The 18,010-nt window shown below is 65.2% G+C and carries 21 protein-coding genes; 10 read left to right on the top strand and 11 right to left on the bottom strand.

Translation table 11 applies throughout. The features are described 5' to 3' along the window. Positions 1-79: 79 nt before the first annotated feature. Both lspA and BV95_RS17280 read left to right on the top strand, forming a co-directional pair. Positions 80-595 (top strand): signal peptidase II, encoded by a 516-nt coding sequence (gene lspA / locus BV95_RS17285; RefSeq protein WP_037454843.1) that lies wholly within the window; start codon positions 80-82, stop codon positions 593-595. Then, on the top strand, positions 595-1,005 hold the full coding sequence (locus BV95_RS17280; RefSeq protein ID WP_013847079.1) for a DUF3035 domain-containing protein: 411 nt from the start codon (positions 595-597) through the stop codon (positions 1,003-1,005). The genes lspA and BV95_RS17280 overlap by 1 nt, the downstream gene beginning before the upstream one ends. A 9-nt stretch (positions 1,006-1,014) precedes the next feature. Here the strand turns inward: BV95_RS17280 and BV95_RS17275 are convergent, their stop codons facing one another. The 8 genes from BV95_RS17275 to BV95_RS17240 all read right to left on the bottom strand — a co-directional run bounded on the left by BV95_RS17275 (position 1,015) and on the right by BV95_RS17240 (position 9,033). Next, entirely contained in the window at positions 1,015-1,347 is a 333-nt protein-coding gene (locus BV95_RS17275) for an ArsR/SmtB family transcription factor (protein ID WP_037454840.1), read from the bottom strand. After that, positions 1,334-1,789 (bottom strand): SRPBCC family protein, encoded by a 456-nt coding sequence (locus BV95_RS17270; protein ID WP_037454837.1) that lies wholly within the window; start codon positions 1,787-1,789, stop codon positions 1,334-1,336. The genes BV95_RS17275 and BV95_RS17270 overlap by 14 nt, the downstream gene beginning before the upstream one ends. A gap of 65 nt (positions 1,790-1,854) precedes the next feature. Continuing rightward, complete coding sequence (dxs, locus tag BV95_RS17265) at positions 1,855-3,789, bottom strand: 1-deoxy-D-xylulose-5-phosphate synthase (RefSeq protein ID WP_202901572.1); 1,935 nt, start codon at positions 3,787-3,789, stop codon at positions 1,855-1,857. 49 nt (positions 3,790-3,838) lie between these two features. After that, entirely contained in the window at positions 3,839-4,309 is a 471-nt protein-coding gene (locus BV95_RS17260; RefSeq protein ID WP_037454834.1) for a Fur family transcriptional regulator, read from the bottom strand. Between the two features lie 45 nt (positions 4,310-4,354). Next, positions 4,355-4,681: a DUF423 domain-containing protein gene (locus BV95_RS17255; RefSeq protein ID WP_037454831.1), complete on the bottom strand. Its 327-nt coding sequence runs from the start codon at positions 4,679-4,681 to the stop codon at positions 4,355-4,357. After that, entirely contained in the window at positions 4,678-6,498 is a 1,821-nt protein-coding gene (locus BV95_RS17250; protein WP_037454882.1) for a monovalent cation:proton antiporter-2 (CPA2) family protein, read from the bottom strand. Before BV95_RS17250 ends, BV95_RS17255 begins: the two co-directional genes overlap by 4 nt. Before the next feature lie 14 nt (positions 6,499-6,512). Continuing rightward, positions 6,513-6,935: an iron-sulfur cluster assembly scaffold protein gene (locus BV95_RS17245; protein WP_037454828.1), complete on the bottom strand. Its 423-nt coding sequence runs from the start codon at positions 6,933-6,935 to the stop codon at positions 6,513-6,515. A gap of 133 nt (positions 6,936-7,068) precedes the next feature. Further along, the gene (locus BV95_RS17240; protein WP_081873417.1) at positions 7,069-9,033 is read right to left on the bottom strand and encodes a transglycosylase domain-containing protein; all 1,965 of its coding nucleotides are present in this window, start codon (positions 9,031-9,033) and stop codon (positions 7,069-7,071) included. Between BV95_RS17240 and BV95_RS24990 the strand changes: the two genes are divergently transcribed. Further along, the gene (locus BV95_RS24990) at positions 8,978-9,457 is read left to right on the top strand and encodes a hypothetical protein (RefSeq protein WP_457920852.1); all 480 of its coding nucleotides are present in this window, start codon (positions 8,978-8,980) and stop codon (positions 9,455-9,457) included. The two genes, BV95_RS17240 and BV95_RS24990, sit on opposite strands and share 56 nt — an antisense overlap. 10 nt (positions 9,458-9,467) lie before the next feature. Here the strand turns inward: BV95_RS24990 and BV95_RS17230 are convergent, their stop codons facing one another. Next, the gene (locus tag BV95_RS17230) at positions 9,468-10,763 is read right to left on the bottom strand and encodes an MFS transporter (protein ID WP_037454821.1); all 1,296 of its coding nucleotides are present in this window, start codon (positions 10,761-10,763) and stop codon (positions 9,468-9,470) included. Positions 10,764-10,909: 146 nt separating this feature from the next. Between BV95_RS17230 and pgsA the strand changes: the two genes are divergently transcribed. From pgsA to BV95_RS17215, 3 genes are read left to right on the top strand one after another with little or no spacing between them, the layout of a single operon-like run. After that, the gene (gene pgsA, locus BV95_RS17225) at positions 10,910-11,473 is read left to right on the top strand and encodes a CDP-diacylglycerol--glycerol-3-phosphate 3-phosphatidyltransferase (RefSeq protein WP_037454818.1); all 564 of its coding nucleotides are present in this window, start codon (positions 10,910-10,912) and stop codon (positions 11,471-11,473) included. A gap of 3 nt (positions 11,474-11,476) precedes the next feature. Next, a complete protein-coding gene (locus BV95_RS17220) occupies positions 11,477-11,731 on the top strand; it encodes a MoaD/ThiS family protein (RefSeq protein WP_037454815.1) in 255 nt (84 codons plus the stop codon). Further along, on the top strand, positions 11,728-12,168 hold the full coding sequence (locus BV95_RS17215) for a molybdenum cofactor biosynthesis protein MoaE (protein ID WP_037454812.1): 441 nt from the start codon (positions 11,728-11,730) through the stop codon (positions 12,166-12,168). The genes BV95_RS17220 and BV95_RS17215 overlap by 4 nt, the downstream gene beginning before the upstream one ends. A gap of 119 nt (positions 12,169-12,287) precedes the next feature. Here the strand turns inward: BV95_RS17215 and BV95_RS17210 are convergent, their stop codons facing one another. Both BV95_RS17210 and BV95_RS17205 read right to left on the bottom strand, forming a co-directional pair. Beyond that, the gene (locus tag BV95_RS17210) at positions 12,288-13,214 is read right to left on the bottom strand and encodes a hydrogen peroxide-inducible genes activator (RefSeq protein ID WP_037454809.1); all 927 of its coding nucleotides are present in this window, start codon (positions 13,212-13,214) and stop codon (positions 12,288-12,290) included. Positions 13,215-13,253: 39 nt separating this feature from the next. Further along, positions 13,254-14,027: a sulfite exporter TauE/SafE family protein gene (locus BV95_RS17205; protein WP_037454806.1), complete on the bottom strand. Its 774-nt coding sequence runs from the start codon at positions 14,025-14,027 to the stop codon at positions 13,254-13,256. Between the two features lie 159 nt (positions 14,028-14,186). On the opposite strand from BV95_RS17205, the gene epsC reads away from it, so the two are divergent. From epsC to BV95_RS17185, 4 genes are all read left to right on the top strand, one after another. After that, positions 14,187-14,897 carry a serine O-acetyltransferase EpsC gene (epsC, locus tag BV95_RS17200; protein WP_037454803.1) on the top strand — a complete coding sequence of 237 codons (711 nt, stop codon included), beginning with the start codon at positions 14,187-14,189 and terminating at the stop codon, positions 14,895-14,897. Continuing rightward, positions 14,897-15,256: a DUF2794 domain-containing protein gene (locus tag BV95_RS17195; protein ID WP_037454800.1), complete on the top strand. Its 360-nt coding sequence runs from the start codon at positions 14,897-14,899 to the stop codon at positions 15,254-15,256. The genes epsC and BV95_RS17195 overlap by 1 nt, the downstream gene beginning before the upstream one ends. Before the next feature lie 217 nt (positions 15,257-15,473). Beyond that, on the top strand, positions 15,474-16,406 hold the full coding sequence (locus tag BV95_RS17190) for an NAD(P)H-dependent flavin oxidoreductase (RefSeq protein WP_037454798.1): 933 nt from the start codon (positions 15,474-15,476) through the stop codon (positions 16,404-16,406). A gap of 334 nt (positions 16,407-16,740) precedes the next feature. Continuing rightward, the gene (locus BV95_RS17185; protein ID WP_037454881.1) at positions 16,741-18,009 is read left to right on the top strand and encodes an ammonium transporter; all 1,269 of its coding nucleotides are present in this window, start codon (positions 16,741-16,743) and stop codon (positions 18,007-18,009) included. Position 18,010 lies beyond the last annotated feature (1 nt).

The raw sequence follows: 18,010 nt of genomic DNA, 5'->3' as shown, positions 1-18,010 counted from the left end.
GCCTAGTCCAGAGGCCGAACTGGACTCCTGCCTTCGCAGGAGCACGGTGCGCTAAAATTCGCAGGTTGAACACATATTGATGCCAAATCCCGTCAACCACCGCCCCCTGGGCCTGATCGTCGCGACCGTCACGCTCGCGCTCGACCAGCTCGTCAAATATACCGTCACCTATCCGCTGGCCCTGAAAAGCCGGATGGACGACGGCATTGAAATCCTGCCGATCTTCCGCCTGCGCTGGTTGGAAAATCGGGGGGTTTCCATGGGCTTCTTCCACGCCGAAACCGATGTGATGCGCTGGATATTGGTCGGCATGACCATGTTGATCGCGGGATTCGTGGGCGTCTGGATGTGGCGCGAAAAGGCGCGGCAGGATGTCGCGGCGCTCGGCCTGGTGCTGGGCGGCGCGATCGGCAACATCATCGACCGCGTGCGGCTGGGTTTTGTGGTCGACTATGCCGACCTGCATTTCGGCGAATGGCGGCCTTTCCTGATTTTCAACCTGGCCGATGCGGCCATCACTTTCGGCGTGCTGATCCTGCTTGCGCGGGCGCTTCTGCTGCGCGAGAAGGGCGCAAAGACGGAGTCACTGAACTGATGCGTAAATTGATCCTCGCCGCTGGCCTGATTTCCATGCTGTCCGCCTGCGGCGGCGGTGGCGGCCTGTTCAACCGCGACCGCCCCGATGAGTTCGCCGTGTCGCGTCAGGCTCCGCTGGTGATTCCGCCCGACTTCGCGCTGGTCCCGCCCGCTCCGGGCACCCCGGCCGCCGCGCAGGTGGATTCCAGCAAGGCCGCGATGGAGGCGATGTTCGGCGGCCCCGCCGCCCGCAGCGCCGCCGAAACTGGTACGCTGAGCGCCGCCGGCCGCGCCAATGCCGCCGCGGGCATCCGCTCCTCGGCGGGCGACCCCGGCACCGAAGTCGTGGAGAAGGGCGCTACCACACGCGACATCATCGCCGCCCCGGAAGGCGACGGCCAGGACGCCCGCGCCTCCACCCCGCAGTAAAATAGCGGCTTAGGGCTGGTTCTCGACAAAGTCCCTGAACCGGCCCAAAGTCCCCTCCCACTGGCTTCCCACTTTGCTGAGCCAGTCGCTGGCCTCCGCAAAAACCTCAGGCTGCAAGGCAAACAGCACCTCCCGCCCGCTCTTTGTCCGCCGCACCAGCCCGGCGCCCAGCAGCACGTCCAGATGCTTCGCCACCGCCTGACGGCTGATCGGCAATCCATCGCCCAATTGCACGATGGACCGCTCCCCGCGCTGGGAAAGCCGCTCGATCAACCCCAGCCGCGTCGTGTCGCCCAAGGCCGCAAACAGCCGGGCAGCGGAGCCATTTTCAACCCTCGACATAATCGCGGATATTCTTCACCTGTTCGGCCCAGCCGCCGTCATTGTCGCGCATGACATTGCTGCGCCGGGGTTCCGGCACCTTGTCGAACCCGCTCTCCGTGACGGTCAGCCGCGTGCCGTTCCCCATCGGCTCCAGCACAAACTCCACCAGCGTCCATTCCGGCACCGCCACGCCGCTTTCCATCAATTCCTTATCGCCCCCGGTCGCCGGCCATTCAAAGGCAAAGCGCGTCATCGGCTCGATGGCGACGACCCTCGCTTCCCAACGATAATCCTCATAGCCTGGATAGGTCATATGCCCTGTCGAGGCCCGCCCCACCGCAAAAGGCTGATCCAGCGCCACGCGGAACCATGTTCCGAATTTCTCATGATCGATCAGCGCGTCCCAAACCTTCTCGACGGGCGCAGCGATCTCGATGGTTTTGACGATGGAATCGGTCATATCAGCAACCTCCTGGTTGCCAATATGCGCGCCTAAGGGATTTCATGCAACCTTCCGGTTGCTAATCAGGCCCGCGCTTCTGACCCGATGCCTGCGCTGTTATGGCGCAGCGCTGTCAGCACCGTATCCACGATAGCCTCCGCATCCAGCCGGGCATCGGCATATTGTTTTTCCGGCTTGTCCTGATCCTGGAAGATGTCGGGCAGACGCATGGTCCGCAGCTTGAGACCATTGTCGATCAACCCCTGATCGCTCGCCATCGTCAGCACATGCGCGCCCAGCCCGCCGATGGACCCTTCCTCGATAGTGACGGCAACCTCATGGGTCGTCAGCAGCCTGCGGATCATCGCCTCATCCAGCGGCTTGGCGAAACGCAAGTCCGCAACGGTGGTCGAAAGCCCCTTGGCTTCCAGCACCTCCGCCGCCTTCAACGCCTCTTCCAAACGGGTACCGAGCGACAGGATCGCCACCTGACGCCCCTCCCGAACGATCCGCCCCTTGCCGATCTCCAGCCGCTCCGGCGTCTCCGGCAGGGCGATCCCCACGCCATTGCCGCGCGGATAGCGCACCGCAATCGGCCCGTCGTCATGCATCGCGCAGGTATGCACCATATGCACCAGTTCCGCTTCGTCAGCGGCCGCCATGACGACGAAATTGGGCAGGCTGGAAAGATAGGTGACGTCAAAGCTGCCCGCATGGGTCGAACCGTCCGCCCCCACCAGCCCGGCGCGGTCGATGGCGAAGCGCACCGGCAGATTCTGGATCGCCACATCATGCACGACCTGATCATAGGCCCGCTGCAGGAAGGTCGAATAGATCGCGCAGAATGGCCGCATCCCCTGCGCCGCCAGCCCCGCCGCGAACGTCACGGCATGCTGCTCGGCAATGCCGACATCGAAGGTCCGCTCGGGAAAGGCCGCGCCGAACTTGTCCAGCCCCGTCCCCGAAGGCATGGCCGCCGTGATCGCGCACACCGCCGGATCGCGCTCCGCCTCCGCGATCAGCGCCTTGGCGAACACGCCGGTATAGCTGGGCGGTCCCGGAGGCGCCTTGTCCTGCGTGCCGGTGATGACGTCGAACTTCTGCACGCCATGATATTTGTCCGCCGCCGCCTCGGCCGGGGCATAGCCCTTGCCCTTCTGCGTCACGACATGGACCAGGCACGGCCCCTCCGCCGCATCGCGCACATTTTCCAGCACCGGGATCAACTGGTCCAGATTATGCCCGTCGATCGGCCCGACATAGTAGAAGCCCAGTTCCTCGAACAAAGTCCCGCCCATCGCCATGCCGCGGGCGAACTCGTCGGTCTTGCGCGCCGCATTGTGGAGCGGGCGGGGCAGCCGCCGCGCCAGCCGCTTGGCCAGATCGCGCAGGCCCAGAAACTCCCGGCTCGACACCAGCCGCGCCAGATAGGCCGACAGCCCGCCGACCGGCGGAGCGATGGACATGTCATTGTCGTTCAGGATCACGATCAGCCGGTTCCCGGCCTCCCGCGCATTGTTCATCGCCTCATAGGCCATGCCCGCAGACATGGAGCCGTCGCCAATGACGGCGATGCCCTTGCCCGGCTTACCCTGCATCTTGTTCGCCACAGCAAAGCCCAGCGCCGCGCTGATCGAGGTCGAGCTATGCGCCGCGCCGAAGGGGTCGAATTCGCTCTCCGCCCGCTTGGTGAAGCCGCTCAGCCCGCCGCCCTGACGCAAGGTGCGGATGCGGTCCCGCCGCCCGGTCAATATCTTGTGCGGATAGCATTGATGGCCGACATCCCAGACCAGCTTGTCGTTGGGCGTATCGAACACATAATGGATCGCCGTGGTCAGCTCCACCACGCCCAGCCCGGACCCCAGATGGCCGCCCGTCACACCCACGGCGGAAATCACTTCCTGCCGCAACTCGTCGGCCAGTTGCCGAAGCTGTTCGGGTTGCATCTTGCGCAGGTCCGCAGGCCAGACGACCTGGTCTAGCAGCGGGGTGGAGGGGCGATCGTTCATATAAGACATAGACTCCCCACCGCGCTAAGCCGTTCCGCGCCGAAGCGCAACGCCTGCTTCACGGCGCGCACTTGGCGCAGGTGCCCAATATCTCGATGACCGGGCGTTCCGGCTGGAAACCCTCCGCCCTGGCGACGGCGCGGACCTTGTCCGTCACCTTGTCGTCGTCGACATGGGTGGCCTGTTTGCAATTCTTGCACACCAGGAAGATGCAGTCGTGATGGCAGCCCGGATGCACGTTGGCGATATAGGCATTGGCGCTTTCCACCCGCATCGCGATATTGTTGGTCACGAACAGGTCCAGGATGCGGTAGACGCTGTTGGGCGCCACACGCTTGCCCCGCGCCTTCGACACGGTATCGGCTATGTCATAGGCCGATGCGGGCGTTTCCTCCGCCGCCAGAGCGTCGAAGATGGCGGCGCGCATGGGCGTCCATTGTTCCTGGCTCGCCTCCAGCGTGGCGCGCGCTGCGTCCGCCAGATTGTCGCCTGCGGGTTCATGATGGTCGTGGTGGTGGTGATCGGCCATATATTCAATCTAGGCGTGGGTGAGGGCGGGGGCAAGTGGCGGCGATCAGCCCCGCCAATAGATCCACGCCGCCCAGATCCAGCCCGCGATCATCAGCATTCCGCCGATCGGCGTCACCGCGCCCAGCCATTTGGGCGCTCCCAACGCCATGGCGTAGAGGGTGAAAGCGAAGATCGCAGCGCCGCCCAGTTGCAGCGCCGCCGGGCCCTTCGCCACGCCCATGATGGCGATCGCAGCCACGGCATGGACAAGCTGGTAGAGGCCGCCGGTGCGCAGCCATTCCGCCGCCTGCGGGCTGGCCGCGCCATGCGCGCCAAAGGCGCCCGCCGCAATCGCCAGAGCTGCCGAAAGTGCCGCCAGTACCGCGATCATGCTTCTTCCTCCCCTTCGCCCCGCGCCAGCAGACGCATGCGCCTGCCCGGCCGGTACATCAATTCCTTGGCCGCCATGAAATCGCCATGCTCGATCTGAAGCGCCATGCGCTGCTCGTCATTCCGGCGATATTGGCGCTCGACCTCCTCAATCTCCTCCTGCGGCACGCCCAGCGCCTGCATCGCCTGCACGCCCATGAGAATCGCGGATTCGAATACTTCCCGCACGATGCCCGCCAGGTCCATGTCCTTGAATGCCAGCAATTGCCGCCGGTCGAAGGCGCGCACCACCAGCGCCGCCTGCGGGAAAGCTTCGGCAATCGGCTCCAGCGCCTGCCCGTCGAGCGAGGGATCGTCGATGCAGAAGGCGATCAGCCGCGCCTCCTCCGCGCCCGCGCCGCGCAGCAGGTCGATCCGCGTGCCGTCGCCATAATAGACCTTCATGTCGAACCGGCTGGAAACCTCTATCTGCGAAGGTTTCTTGTCGATCAGCACGACGCCGAACCCGTGGCCCATCAGCATCTGCGCGACGGTCTGGCCGAACCGTCCGTAGCCGACGATGATCGCCGTGCCGCGCGGCGCGTCTTCGGGCCGGGGCAGGTCCGCCCCCGCCTTGGGCTTGGCGAATTCCAGCCTGCGCGCGAACAGCATCAGGAAGGGCGTCGTCGCCATGGAGAAGGTGACGATGGCGCTGAACAGGCTGGCCGCCTGAGGCGCGATCAGCAGGGCGTTCTGCGCCTGCGCGAACAGGACGAAGCCGAATTCACCGCCCTGGCTCAGCAGCAGCCCGGCGCCGATGGCCTGATTCCGCTCCATGCCGAACAGCCGGGCGAGTCCCATGATCAGCCCCGCCTTGGTCAGCACCAATATCGCCGCCATGCCGATGACGAAGAAGGGGTTGGCCGCCACCGCATGCAGGTCCAGCACCATGCCGACCGCCAGGAAGAAGAGGCCGAGCAGGATCGAGCGGAAGGGTTCGACATCCGCCTCTATCTCATGCCGGTAGGGCGAATCGGCCAACATCACCCCCGCGACGAAGGCTCCTAGCGCGGTAGAAAGGTGCAGCGCATGCATCAACGCCGCCGCCGCCAGCACGGTGAACAGCCCGACGACGACGAACAATTCCCGCTCGCCCAGCCGCCCGACCAGATAGAGCAGCGGCCGCAGCACGAAGCGGCCCGCCAGCACCAGCCCGGCGATGGCGGCCACCGTATAGCCCGCCATCATCCATCCCGGCGGCCCGCCCGCATCGGCGGGGTTGCGCGACAGGGCGGCGACGATGGTGATCAGCGGAACGATTGAAAGATCCTGGAACAGCAGGATCGAAAACACCTTCTCGCCAAAGGGCGAATTGATGCGGCCGCTGCTCTTCAGGCCTGGCAAGACCTGCGCGGTGGAGGAAAGCGCCAGCGGCAGCCCCAGCGCAATCGCCGCGCCCCAGGTGAAACCGGTGGTGTAGAAGATGATCGCGGTGAGCGCGCATCCGCACAGCACCACCTGCGCCATGCCGAGCGCGAATATGTCGCGTTTCAACCGCCACAGCCGCGCCGGATGCAGTTCCAGCCCGACCAGGAACAGCAGCAGGACGATGCCGATCTCCGCAATGGCGAGCTTCGATTCCGCGCCGCCGACCAGCCTCAACCCCTGCGGTCCGACCAGCGCGCCCGCGACCAGATAGCCCAGCACCGCGCCCAGTCCCAGACGGCGGAACAGCATGACGAACAGCACCGCCGCGCCCAGCAGGATCACGCCTTCGGACAGCAATATGTCGGTCGCGGAAATCGGCGAAGCGGCGACCTGCGCCGCCTGTTCCTGCATCAGGCGCCCGGGCATCAGGCGTCGGCCATGCGCGCTGCTTCGGCAATGGCCTCAAAGCCCAGCCTGATCGACGCATGGCGCGCCGGATAGCCCCGCGCCGGTGCCAGTACAGCCAGTCCCGGCCAGAAATCCAGATCGTCGCTTTCCCCCGCCAGATAGGCGGTCAGCCGGTCCCGCGCATCGGCCAGCTCATCGGCGGTCAGGCCGACCGCCCGCGCGGCCATCAGCGAAGCAGAGGCCTGACCCAGCGCGCAGGCCTTCACGTCCAGCCCGATCTCCGCGATCCGCCCGGCTTCCATCCTGACGTCCGCCGTCACGCGCGATCCGCAAGTGGGCGAACGCTTTTCCACGCTCGCCTGCGGGTCGGACAATCGCTTGTGATGGGGAATGTTCGCGGCCAGCCGCAAAATATCCTTATTATAAAGGGGGGCGCTCATTCCCACCCATGTAGGACAGGATATGCCCATGAGAAAGGGCGGATGGGCATACCGGCATTTTTTTGAAGGGGCTGATGTCCCGAAGCACAACGTGCTCCTGCCTTCGCAGGAGCACGCAATCCCTCCACCACCATCAAGGCTTTGGATTGCCCGCCGTCGGATCGGCCGGAACGATGATGCGCGGCGGCGGAGCGGCGGGCTGCGGTCCGGGCGCACCCGGCGGCGGACCTTGCGGTTGGTCGACCGGCAGGCGAAGCTGCTGCCCATTGCCGACATTCACCGTCACCCCCTGCGTATCCAGGCTGACGCTCATATTGCCCAGCCCTGCGTCCGTCGCGACATTGGCAATGGCGTTGACCAGATCGCTGTCCTTCGTCTCCTCCGGCGCATCCTCGACCGGCTCGTCAATCGCGCCCGCCATGAAATTGCGCCAGATCCGCGCAGGCACGCCGCCGCCCGCCGCGCCGCCGGGCAGGGGGCTGTTGTCGTCATTGCCGATCCACACAGCCGTCACCAGCCCGCCCGCATAGCCGACGAAGATCGCGTCGCGGCTGTCCTGCGTCGTCCCAGTCTTGCCGAAGGTGCTGGTGCGCAGCGCCGCCGCGCTCCCCGTGCCGCGATTGGCGGCGGAGGACAGCAGGTCGCGGATCATCTCCAGATGGTCGTCGCTGAAGCGCTTCTGGCGGCTGAGCAGCCGGCCGAACCAGCCCTGCTCTTCCGGCGGCAGGCCATGGGCCAGCACCGGATAAGCGCCCGCCGCGACTGCCGCATAGGCCTCCGTCAACTCGATCAGCGGGATTTCCGACGTGCCCAGCGCCAGGCTAAGATCCTCGGTCAGCGGCGCGGTGACGCCCAGGTCGCGGGCTACCTTGATCACATTGTCGACGCCCACCTTCTGCGTCAGCCGCACCGCCGCGACATTGCTGGACGCGGCGAAGGCCTGGCGCAGGGTGATCCTGCCGCGATATTTGCCGCCATGGTTGGCCGGGCGATAAGTGCCCGTGGTGATCGGCGTGTCCTCGACGAAATCGTCGGGCGTCATCCCCGCCCGGAAGGCGGCTAGATAGACGAACAGCTTGAAGGTCGATCCCGGCTGCCGCTTTGCCTGCACCGCCCGGTTGAAGGCGCTTTCGCGATAATTTTTGCCGCCGACCATGGCGACCACACTGCCGTCGGGCTTCATCGCGACCAGCGCCGCCTGCGCCTTGCCCAGCGGAGCGCGGCGGATGGCCGCCTCCGCCAGCCGCTGGATGCGCCAGTCGAGCGTGGTCGTCACATTCTGCGCGCCATAGACCGCGCCCGCCCGGTCGCGGGCCTGGGGCAGCACCCAGTCGGCGAAATAAGTGCCGCTGGTCGGATCGGGCGTTTCATGCACGTTCAGCCGGGCGGGGCGCAGGGCGTTGCGCTGCGCCTTGCTGATGTAACCCGCCTCGACCATCGCCTGCGTGACCAGCGCGGCGCGTTCCTGCGCGCCCTTCAAATTGGTGGTGGGCGCCAGCCGTGAAGGCGCTTTCAGCAGCCCGGCCAGCATCGCCGCCTGCGGGATGGTCAGCCGTTCAGGCTGCCGGTTGAAATAATGAAGGGACGCCGCCCGCAACCCATAGACATTGTCGCCAAAATAGACGTTGGAGAGGTAGCGCTCCATGATCTGGTCCTTGGTTAGCCACGCCTCCAGCCAGAAGGCGATCAATGCCTCCCGCGCCTTGCGCCCAAAGGTCCGGTCGGCGGACAGGAACACGCCCTTGGCAAGCTGCTGCGTGATCGTGCTGCCGCCCTGCGACGACCCGCTGGACCAGAGGTTATGCCAGGCCGCCCGCGCAATGCCCCGCGGGTCCACGCCCCAATGGCTGTAGAATCGCTGGTCCTCTATCGCCATGAAGGCCTGCGGCACATGCTTGGGCAGCGCCGCGACGGTCACGGGCCGGTCGATGATCGCGCCGCGCCGGGCGATCAGATGGCTGTCCGCCGACATCAGGCTGATGCTGGGCGGCGCGATGGGCTTCAAGGAACGGGACAAGGGGGCCGTCACAGCCAGCCAGGCGATGACGATCATCAGCAACGCCAGCAGCGCCGCGACCACCCATCCGGCGATCTGCACCCGACGCTTCCAGGGCCTGGGCGGCGCGAAGGCGCTGGGCGGACCGGCGCCGAAGGCGCGGGACGGCGGGGTTTCAGGCTCCGGAGTCGGCAGGGGATCGTTCATCGCTTCGGACATGCTGTGTTATTTACCTGATACGGTCAAGCATGTCCCGTCGCGGGACAATCCGGGGTTAACCTTAAATCGCGATATTCCAAAAGGTAAAGAATCTCTTAACCTATGCGTCATGAGAAGCAGACCTCTAGTCCTGACGAGCGAGTCGGCGCGCCATCCGTTCCGCCAACGGTTGCCGCGCCACGTCCTGCGCGTCGCCCAACCGGGCCCCGCGCGCGAACGCCCGCCGGTTTCCGACGACAATGACTGGAAACTGTTCATGCTGAGCTTCGGCGCCTTCTTCACGGCCTTTTACAGCTTTATCTTTTAATCGCTTCTTATCAATCGCATGCCTTGTGCAGCGTCCAGGCGATCCCCGCGCAGGGCAGGCACAGCGCCGCCACCAGCAGCAACTGGTTCACCACGGACACGCCCGCGATGCTCAGGCTGATGGTGATCAGCGACCCGATCACCATCGCGCCGGAATTGACGATATTGTTCGCCGCGACCGTCCGCGCCGCCTCGCATTTTTCGACCGTGGTGGTGAGGAAGGCGTAGAGCGGCACCACGAACATCCCGCCGAACGTCGCGACGCAAAGCAGGCAGAGCGACAGCGGAATCGCCAGCGGGTGGGCGAGGAATCCGGTCAGCGACAGCATCTTCCCGTTCGACCCCGCCATCCACAGATCGCACACGATATGGAAGGCGACGATGCTGACCCCCATGCCGATCACCGAAGCGGGCGCATAACGGGCCGACACATGCCCGCAGAGCAGCCGGTTGATCGCCACCGACCCGATGGCGATGCCGACGGAAAAAATGCCCAGGAACAGGCTGGCGACCGATTTGTCGGCGCTCAGCACATTCTTGACCAGCGGCGGGAACTGGATGAACAGCACCGTGCCCACCGCCCAGAAGAAGCTGATCGCCATCACGGCCAGGAACAGCCGCCGGATGTGCATCGTTCCCCGCACCAGCGCGATGGAGGATCGGACGATGTGGAAATCGATGGGCTGCCGTTCCAGCAGGGACGGCGCGGCGGGCACTTCGCGGCCAGCCAGCCAGCCGGCCACGGCGGTCAGGACGATGGCGGCGGCGGCGGCCTGCACGGGGATGATCCCGGCCAATATGGTCCCGGCCAGAATCGCGATATAGGTTCCGGCCTCCACCAGCCCGGTTCCGCCCAACACCTCCTCATCATGCAGATGCTGGGGCAGGATCGCATATTTGATCGGCCCGAAGAAGGTCGAATGCACCCCCATGGCGAACAGGGCGGCCAGCAGCAGCGGAATGGCCAGGGCGTGGACCGCGACCCCGCTCCAGATCAGCGCCAGCCCGGCGGCGCCCACGGCCATGATGACGATTTCGGCGGCCTTGACGATGCGGATGATGGCCGCCTTGTCCCGCTGGTCCGCCAACTGCCCGGACAGGGCGGACAACAGGAAGAAGGGCAGGATGAACACGCCGGTCGCCAGCGCGCTGAACCAGGTTTCGGATTTTTCGTCGTTATAGACGCTGTAGACGACGAACAGCACCATCGCGTTCTTGAACAGATTGTCGTTGAAGGCGCCTAGGAGCTGGGTGATGAAAAGCGGCAGAAAACGTCGCTTGTTGAGGAGCCTGAGAGAGGCTTGCATGGGCGATGGGGTCTTCTTCGCTGTGGATGAGCGTGGCGGGGTCTAGCCACAGATGACCGGTCTGTCCAACCCTCCCGTGCGACAGGCGCGTCGTTCGGCTGCCGCGCCCGCTTGTGCATGGGCGCTGACTGTGGCAGTCCGCCGCCATGCTGACGCTGCCCAATTTGCTGACGCTTTCGCGCATATTGACCGTGCCTTTGCTGGTCGCCCTGCTTTGGCCCGCCGAAATCGGTGCGCGCTGGACCACCGGCTATATGCTGGCCTTCGCGCTTTATTGCCTGATGGGGATCACCGATTATTTCGACGGCTATCTGGCGCGGGCGCAGGGCGCGGTGTCGAAACTGGGCATCTTCCTCGATCCCATCGCCGACAAGATCATGGTCGGCGCGGTCATCCTGATGCTGGCCGCGACCCGCGACATCTCCGGCCTGCATATCGTGGCGGCGATGATCATCCTGCTGCGGGAGATCGCGGTGTCCGGCCTGCGCGAATTCCTCGCGGGCCTCCAGGTTTCCGTGCCGGTTTCCCGCCTCGCCAAATGGAAGACGACCTTCCAGTTGATCGCGCTCGGCGCGCTGATCCTCGCGGGCGCCGTTCCGCAATTCCCCTTCGTGCAACTGGTGGGCATCGTAACGCTCTGGGCGGCGGCGATCCTGACGCTCGTCACCGGCTGGGACTATCTGCGCGTCGGCATCAGGCATATGGACTGAACGATGCTGAGCCTCGTCTATTTCGCCTGGGTCCGCGAAGCCGTCGGCCATGATGAGGAACGGATCGAACGGCCGGCCGCCGACGTCACCATCCGCGCCCTGATCGCAGCGCTGGCGGCGCGTGGCGGCGGCTATGCGGAGGCTTTCGCCCAACCGGAAAAGCTGCGCGCCGCGCTCGACCAGCATTTCGTGCCGCTGGACAGCCCCATCGGCGAAGCGAAGGAGCTGGCGATCTTCCCTCCGGTCACGGGCGGATGAGCCGGGTTTCCATCCAGGCTGGGGATTTCGATCCGGCGGCCGAACTCGCCGCGCTGGAGGCCAGCGGGGGAGGCGGCGTCGCCAGCTTCACCGGCATCGTCCGGGGGGATGGCGGGCTGATCGCGCTCGAACTGGAGCATTATCCGGCGATGACGACTGCCCAGGTCGAACGCATCGTCGCGGAGGCAAGCGAACGCTGGCCCCTGCTTGGGGTGCGGGTGATCCATCGCTTCGGGCGGTTGGAACCGGGCGAGCGGATCGTCTTCGTGGGCACCGCATCCCGCCACCGCACGGCCGCGCTGGAGGCTTGCGCCTTCCTCATGGACTGGCTGAAATCGCAGGCGCCCTTCTGGAAGAAGGAATATTTCGCGGATCGCACCCAATGGGTCGAAGCCCGCGCCGAGGATGACGCGAAAGCCGATAGCTGGAAGCGTTAAATCCGCCGTGTTCCTGCGTAGGCAGGAACCCAATCCAACGTCCGATCTGGGCTCTCACGAGCCACTCGTCTCGTTCGAGTGCCTTCGCAGGAGCACGTTGCGCTTCAATCTAAACGGGCCTAAGCCGCCGCACTGACCTTCGGCAAATCGGCCGCATCGCGCAGCAGCTCCGCCAACAGCCGGAATTCCTTCTCCCGCGGGCTGTTCTTGCGCCACACCAGCGCGATGTCGCGGTGCGCCCGTTCCGACCGCAGCGGCCGCGCCGTGATATCCGTATGGTCCAGCAGGCCGCTGGCGATCGCCATTTCCGGCATGATCGTCATGCCCAGCCCATTGTCGACCATCTGCACCAGCGTATGCAGCGACGTGCCCATCATCATCGCGCTCGCCCGGATTTCCGGCCGGTTGCACGCCGCCAGCGCATGGTCCTTCAGGCAATGCCCGTCCTCCAGCAGCAGCAGCTTGGCCTCGTCGATCATTTCCGGCGCGATCCATTCGGGCGGATCGCGGGGATCGTCGCGGGGAAAGGCGACATAGAGCCGGTCCTGGAACAGCAATTCGCTGTCCAGTTCCCCGGTCGGAAAGGGCAGGGCCAGCAGCACGCAATCCACATTGCCGTGGCGCAGCGATTCGATTGCCGCCTGCGTCGTCTCTTCCCGCAGGTACAGCTTCAGTTCCGGCCGCTCGCCCCGCAATTTGGGCAGCAGGCGCGGCAGCAGGAAGGGCGCGATGGTGGGGATGACGCTCATGCGCAATTCGCCGGTCAGCGGCTTGCCCGAAGCCTCCGCGATGGCAGCCAGCTCCTCCGCCTCGCGCAGCACGCGATGCGCCTTTTCCACTATGCGGTCGCCCAGCGCCGTGAAACGCACCACCCGCCGCGTCCGCTCGACCAGCGTGATGCCGATCAGTGATTCCAGTTCGCGAATGCCCGCCGACAGGGTCGACTGGGTGACGAAACAACTGTCCGCCGCCTTGCCGAAATGGCCATGCTCCTTCAACGCCACAAGATATTGTAGCTGCTTGAGCGTGGGCATGTAGCTCGACATTGATCGCCTTCCTCGATTGGAAAGGCCAATATAAGTGGCTTACCCGATATATCCAAGCCATTTGGCCACGCCGAACAGCGACGTCAGCGTCAGGATGGAGCCCACCGCGATGAACAGCGTACGGGGCGAGACATGCCGGGCCAGCATTGCGCCGAACGGCGCGGCGATCACGCCGCCGATCAGCAGCCCGACCGTATAGGTGGTGAAGGTTTCCCACCCCAGATGCAGCAGGAAGGTGATGCTGATCGAAAGGGTCAGAATGAACTCGACGCTGTTCACCGTGCCGATGGTGTGCCGCGGACTGGCCCCCTGGATCAGCAGGTTCGACGTCACCACCGGTCCCCAGCCGCCACCGCCGGTCGCGTCCATGAAGCCGCCGACCAGACCCAGCGGGGCGACCCATTTGGGATTGCGCGCCTGGGGCGGATAATGGAAACCGCGCCACACCAGATAGACGCCGATCGCCGTCAGGTAGAATTGCACGAAGGGTTTGATGACCGCGCCGTCGACATGGGACAGCAGATAGGCGCCCGTCACCCCGCCGATCACGCCGGGAATGATCAGCCGGGCGAACAGCCGCCAGTCGACGTTGCGATGGATGATATGGCTGATCGCCGATACGCCGGTGGTGAAGGTTTCCGCCGCATGCACGCTGGCCGAAGCGCGGCTGGGCGGCACGCCCAGCGCCAGCAGCAGCGTGCTGGAAATGACGCCATAGGCCATGCCCAAAGCGCCGTCGATCATCTGCGCGCCGAAACCGATAAGAATGAAGGGCAGGATTTCGCCGAAATGGGCGATAAAGATGTCGATCATTCAATATCCCTGTTATGATTGTCTACCGCCTTGATTGGTATATCACGGGCCGCCAAGAAACTTTCTGTTTTATCGGGCGAAGCCGAAATAGCCCGCCATCTGGAAAATTCATCCTTTTGCGCTTATGTACCGGATGGTCGGTTTCATCAGGGGCGTTCCATGCCGCGCAGACTCATTGCCTATCTGGACTCGGTCAAGTCCCGTGATCCCGCTCCGCGTTCCCGTGCCGAAATCCTGCTCTATCCGGGCGTCTGGTCCCTGGCCTTTCATCGGGTCGCCCATCGCCTCTATCGCGCCCGCCTTTATTTCCTGGCCCGCGCCGTGAACCATTTCTCGCGCTTCCTGACTGGCAACGACATTCATCCCGGCGCCCGCATTGGCAAACGCTTCTTCATCGATCACGGTTTCACCGTTATCGGGGAAACGGCGGAAATCGGCGACGATGTCACCCTTTACCAGAATGTGACGCTGGGCGGCACCGATCCCGCGAACGGCATCGCCGGAAAGCGGCATCCCACGCTGGAGGACGGCGTCATCGTCGGTTCCGGCGCGCAGGTTCTGGGCCCGGTGCGGGTCGGCGCCCGCGCGCGGATCGGCGCCAATGCGGTCGTGACCAGGGACGTGAAGGAAGGCGCGACGATGGTGGGCATCCCCGCCCGCGCCATGCTGGTCGACGTGACCGCCTATCAGCGCGAATTCCTGCCCTACGGCACGCCGCGCACGGATTCGCTCGATCCCGAAAAGCAGAAGCTGGAGCAGCTCCAGGGCGAGGTGGAGCAATTGCGTAAACGTCTGGCGGAACTGATCGCCGAACGCGGCGGCGCGCCCGATGACGATATTTCCAGGGTGAAGGAGCGTGGCCGCGCCTGATGAGCAATGTGACGCCGTTTCCGTCGCAAGCGGGCCAGGGATCGGGGGCCAGCGCCAGCCAAACCGGCTTCGACCGGCTCGAACTTCAACGGATCATGGATTTATACGGCCGCATGGTGGCCGCCGGTCACTGGCGCGACTATGCGATAGACATGGGGCGGGAAGCCGCGATCTTCTCCGCCTTTCGCCGCGCCGCCGAACGGCCTGAATTCCGCATCGAAAAGCGGCCTTCCCTGCGCCACCGCCAGGGCATGTGGGCGCTGATCGGGGACGCGGGCCATGTCCTGAAGCGCGGCGCGGACCTTCAAAACATCCTTGCTCCGGTCGAACGCCGCCTGCTGAAAATCGTAAGCGATTGACACAATCCTCCCCATCAAAGATGGGGAGGGTCGAAGAGAGTCACGTGCCTCTCTTCGACGGCCGCAGGCCGGTGGAGGGGAAATGCTCCGGTCGCGCCAAAATCCCCGCCCCCCGAACGCAACCTTCCCCCCCGCGCCCGACCGCAAGATTCGGTCTTTTGCTGCGCCGCGGTAAATGATAGCGCATTCGCGACATTATGAAGGAGAGGCTTGGCCCATGAGTTTGCCGGCATTTTTGGAAGGCCGTTTGTCCCTGCCGCTGATCGGTTCGCCGTTGTTCATCATCTCGCAACCGGCGCTCGTGATCGCGCAGTGCCGCGCCGGGATCATCGGCTCCTTTCCTTCGCTCAACGCCCGTCCGTCTGGCGTGTTCGAACAATGGCTGCAACAATTGCAGGACGCGCTGACGGAAAAGGACGCTCCCTTCGCCGTCAACCTGATCGTCCACAAGACGAACAGCCGTCTGGAGGAGGATCTCGCCCTCTGCGTCAAATATCGCGTTCCCATCGTGATCACGTCGCTCGGCGCGCGGGAGGATGTGAACGAAGCGGTGCACAGCTATGGCGGCATCGTCCTGCACGACGTCATCAACAATGTCTTCGCGCGCAAGGCGATAGAGAAGGGCGCGGACGGCCTGATCGCCGTGGCGGCGGGGGCGGGTGGCCATGCGGGCACCCTGTCGCCCTTCGCCCTGGTGGAGGAGATCCGCGCCTGGTTCGACGGCCCGCTGGCCCTGTCGGGTTCGATCGCCACCGGCCGGTCGATCGCGGCGGCGCGCATGCTGGGGGCGGATTTCGCCTATATGGGCTCCCCCTTCATCGCGACGGAGGAAGCCAATGCGGATTCCGCCTACAAGCAGATGATCGTGGAAAGCGGCGCGGGCGACATCGTCTATTCGGATTATTTCACCGGCGTCCTCGGCAATTATCTGCGCCCCAGCATCACCGCGGCGGGGCTGGACGCCGACAATCTGCCCAAGGCGGCCGACATGGATTTTTCCAGCGCGGCACGCGGCGAAAAGAAGGCATGGCGCGACGTCTGGGGCGCGGGGCAGGGGATCGGCGCGATCAGCCAGGTCCAGCCCGCCGCCGCCTTCATAGAGCAGTTGAAGGCGCAATATCAGGCCGCGACCGCCGGTTTCAAAGCCTAGGCAGTAGACAAATTCGGTTATCGCCCGACCGAGTGATTGGGTGGAAAGCGGACCCATCCTATTCCTCCCCATCGTAAGATGGGGAGGGGGACCGCCGCTGAAAGCGGTGGTGGAGGGGAAGATACGCAGGTCGCGCCATTTCCCCTCCACCATGCTTCGCATGGTCCCCCTCCCCACGCTGCGCGTAGGGAGGATTAAGAGCGTCCGCCATTGCATCCCCCGCCATCCCAAATTCATCCAAGCCGCCTAAGTCGCGGAAATTAAGCAGGGGTTAGGCAAGTCTTTACTCCGCATGGGTTACGGCGGGTCGATTTCTGGACTGCTGGATCGCCTGATGCATCGTCTGCTTGCGTTTCTCCTCCTTCCCGCGCTGATGGCGCCGCAAACCGCCACGGCGCAGGTCGCCGTGGCCGATAGCGGCGATACGGCCTGGATGATCCTGTGCGGCGTGCTGGTGCTGCTGGCGGCGCTGCCGGGACTGATTCTGCGTCACGCGGGGCTGGTCCGTGCGCGCAGCGCGCTGTCGGTGGGCATGCAGGGGCTGGTGGTGGCCGCAGGGGTCTCGCTGCTCTGGGGGATCGTCGGATATAGTCTGGCCTATGCGCCGGGGAGCGGATGGCTGGGTGGGCGGGCGCATGTCCTGCTCGCTGATCTGGGGGCGTTGCGGGACGGGCTGACCGTGCCGGAATCGGCCTTTGTGCTGTTCCAGATGGGGCTGGCCATCTTTGCCGCCTGCCTGTTGCCCGGCGCGGTGGCGGAGCGGGTGCGTCTGGGGTGGATGGCCGTCTTCGCCCTGCTCTGGCTGCTGCTGGTCTATGCGCCGGTGGTGCATTGGGTCTGGGGCGGCGGATGGCTGGCGAATCTGGGCGTCATGGACTTTGCGGGCGCGCTGGTCGTTCACCTTTGCGCGGGCTTTTCAGCGCTGGCGCTCACGCTGGTGGTGGGCAAGCGGCGGGCCGTCTCCGGCGGCCATGCGCCGCTGCTGGGACTGGCGGGCGGCGCGCTGTTGTGGATCGGCTGGGCCGGGATCGTCGGCGGCTGGGCCTTCGGCGCGACGGACAATGCCGCGACGGCCATCCTCAACGCGCATTTTGCCGCTTGTGCAGGCGCATTCGGCTGGATTCTGGTGGAGCGGATCGACCTTGGCCGGGTAACGGCGACGGGCACGATTTCGGGAGCCTTGACGGGGATGGTGGCGATTTCCGCCTCGGTGGCGCTGGTCGGGCCGGGCGGCGCGATGGCGATCGGGCTGATCGCCGCTCTGCTCTGCCGGGTGGTCAAGGCGCTGCTGGGCGAGCGGATCGACGATGCGGCGGACGTCTTCCTGATCCATGGGCTGGGCGGGCTGATCGGCATGTTGTTGCTGATCCCCTTCGTGCTGCCGGTGTTGGGCGGGGTCGGCTTCGCGGCGGGGATCAGCCTCAGCGGCGCCTTTGTCGCGCAGTTGGCCGGGATAGCGGCGGTGGCGCTTTGGGCGATGGCGGGATCGGCGATTATCGCGCTGATGCTGTCGGTCGTGGTGCCCGCCCGCATCGGCGTGCGGGACGAAGCCGAGGGCCTCGATCTGGCGCAGCATGGACAGCAAAGCTGGGATTTTCGCTGAA

It is taken from the genome of Sphingobium chlorophenolicum (assembly GCF_000722875.1).
Taxonomy (GTDB): domain Bacteria; phylum Pseudomonadota; class Alphaproteobacteria; order Sphingomonadales; family Sphingomonadaceae; genus Sphingobium; species Sphingobium chlorophenolicum.
This window is presented reverse-complemented; position numbering and strand designations above follow the sequence as displayed.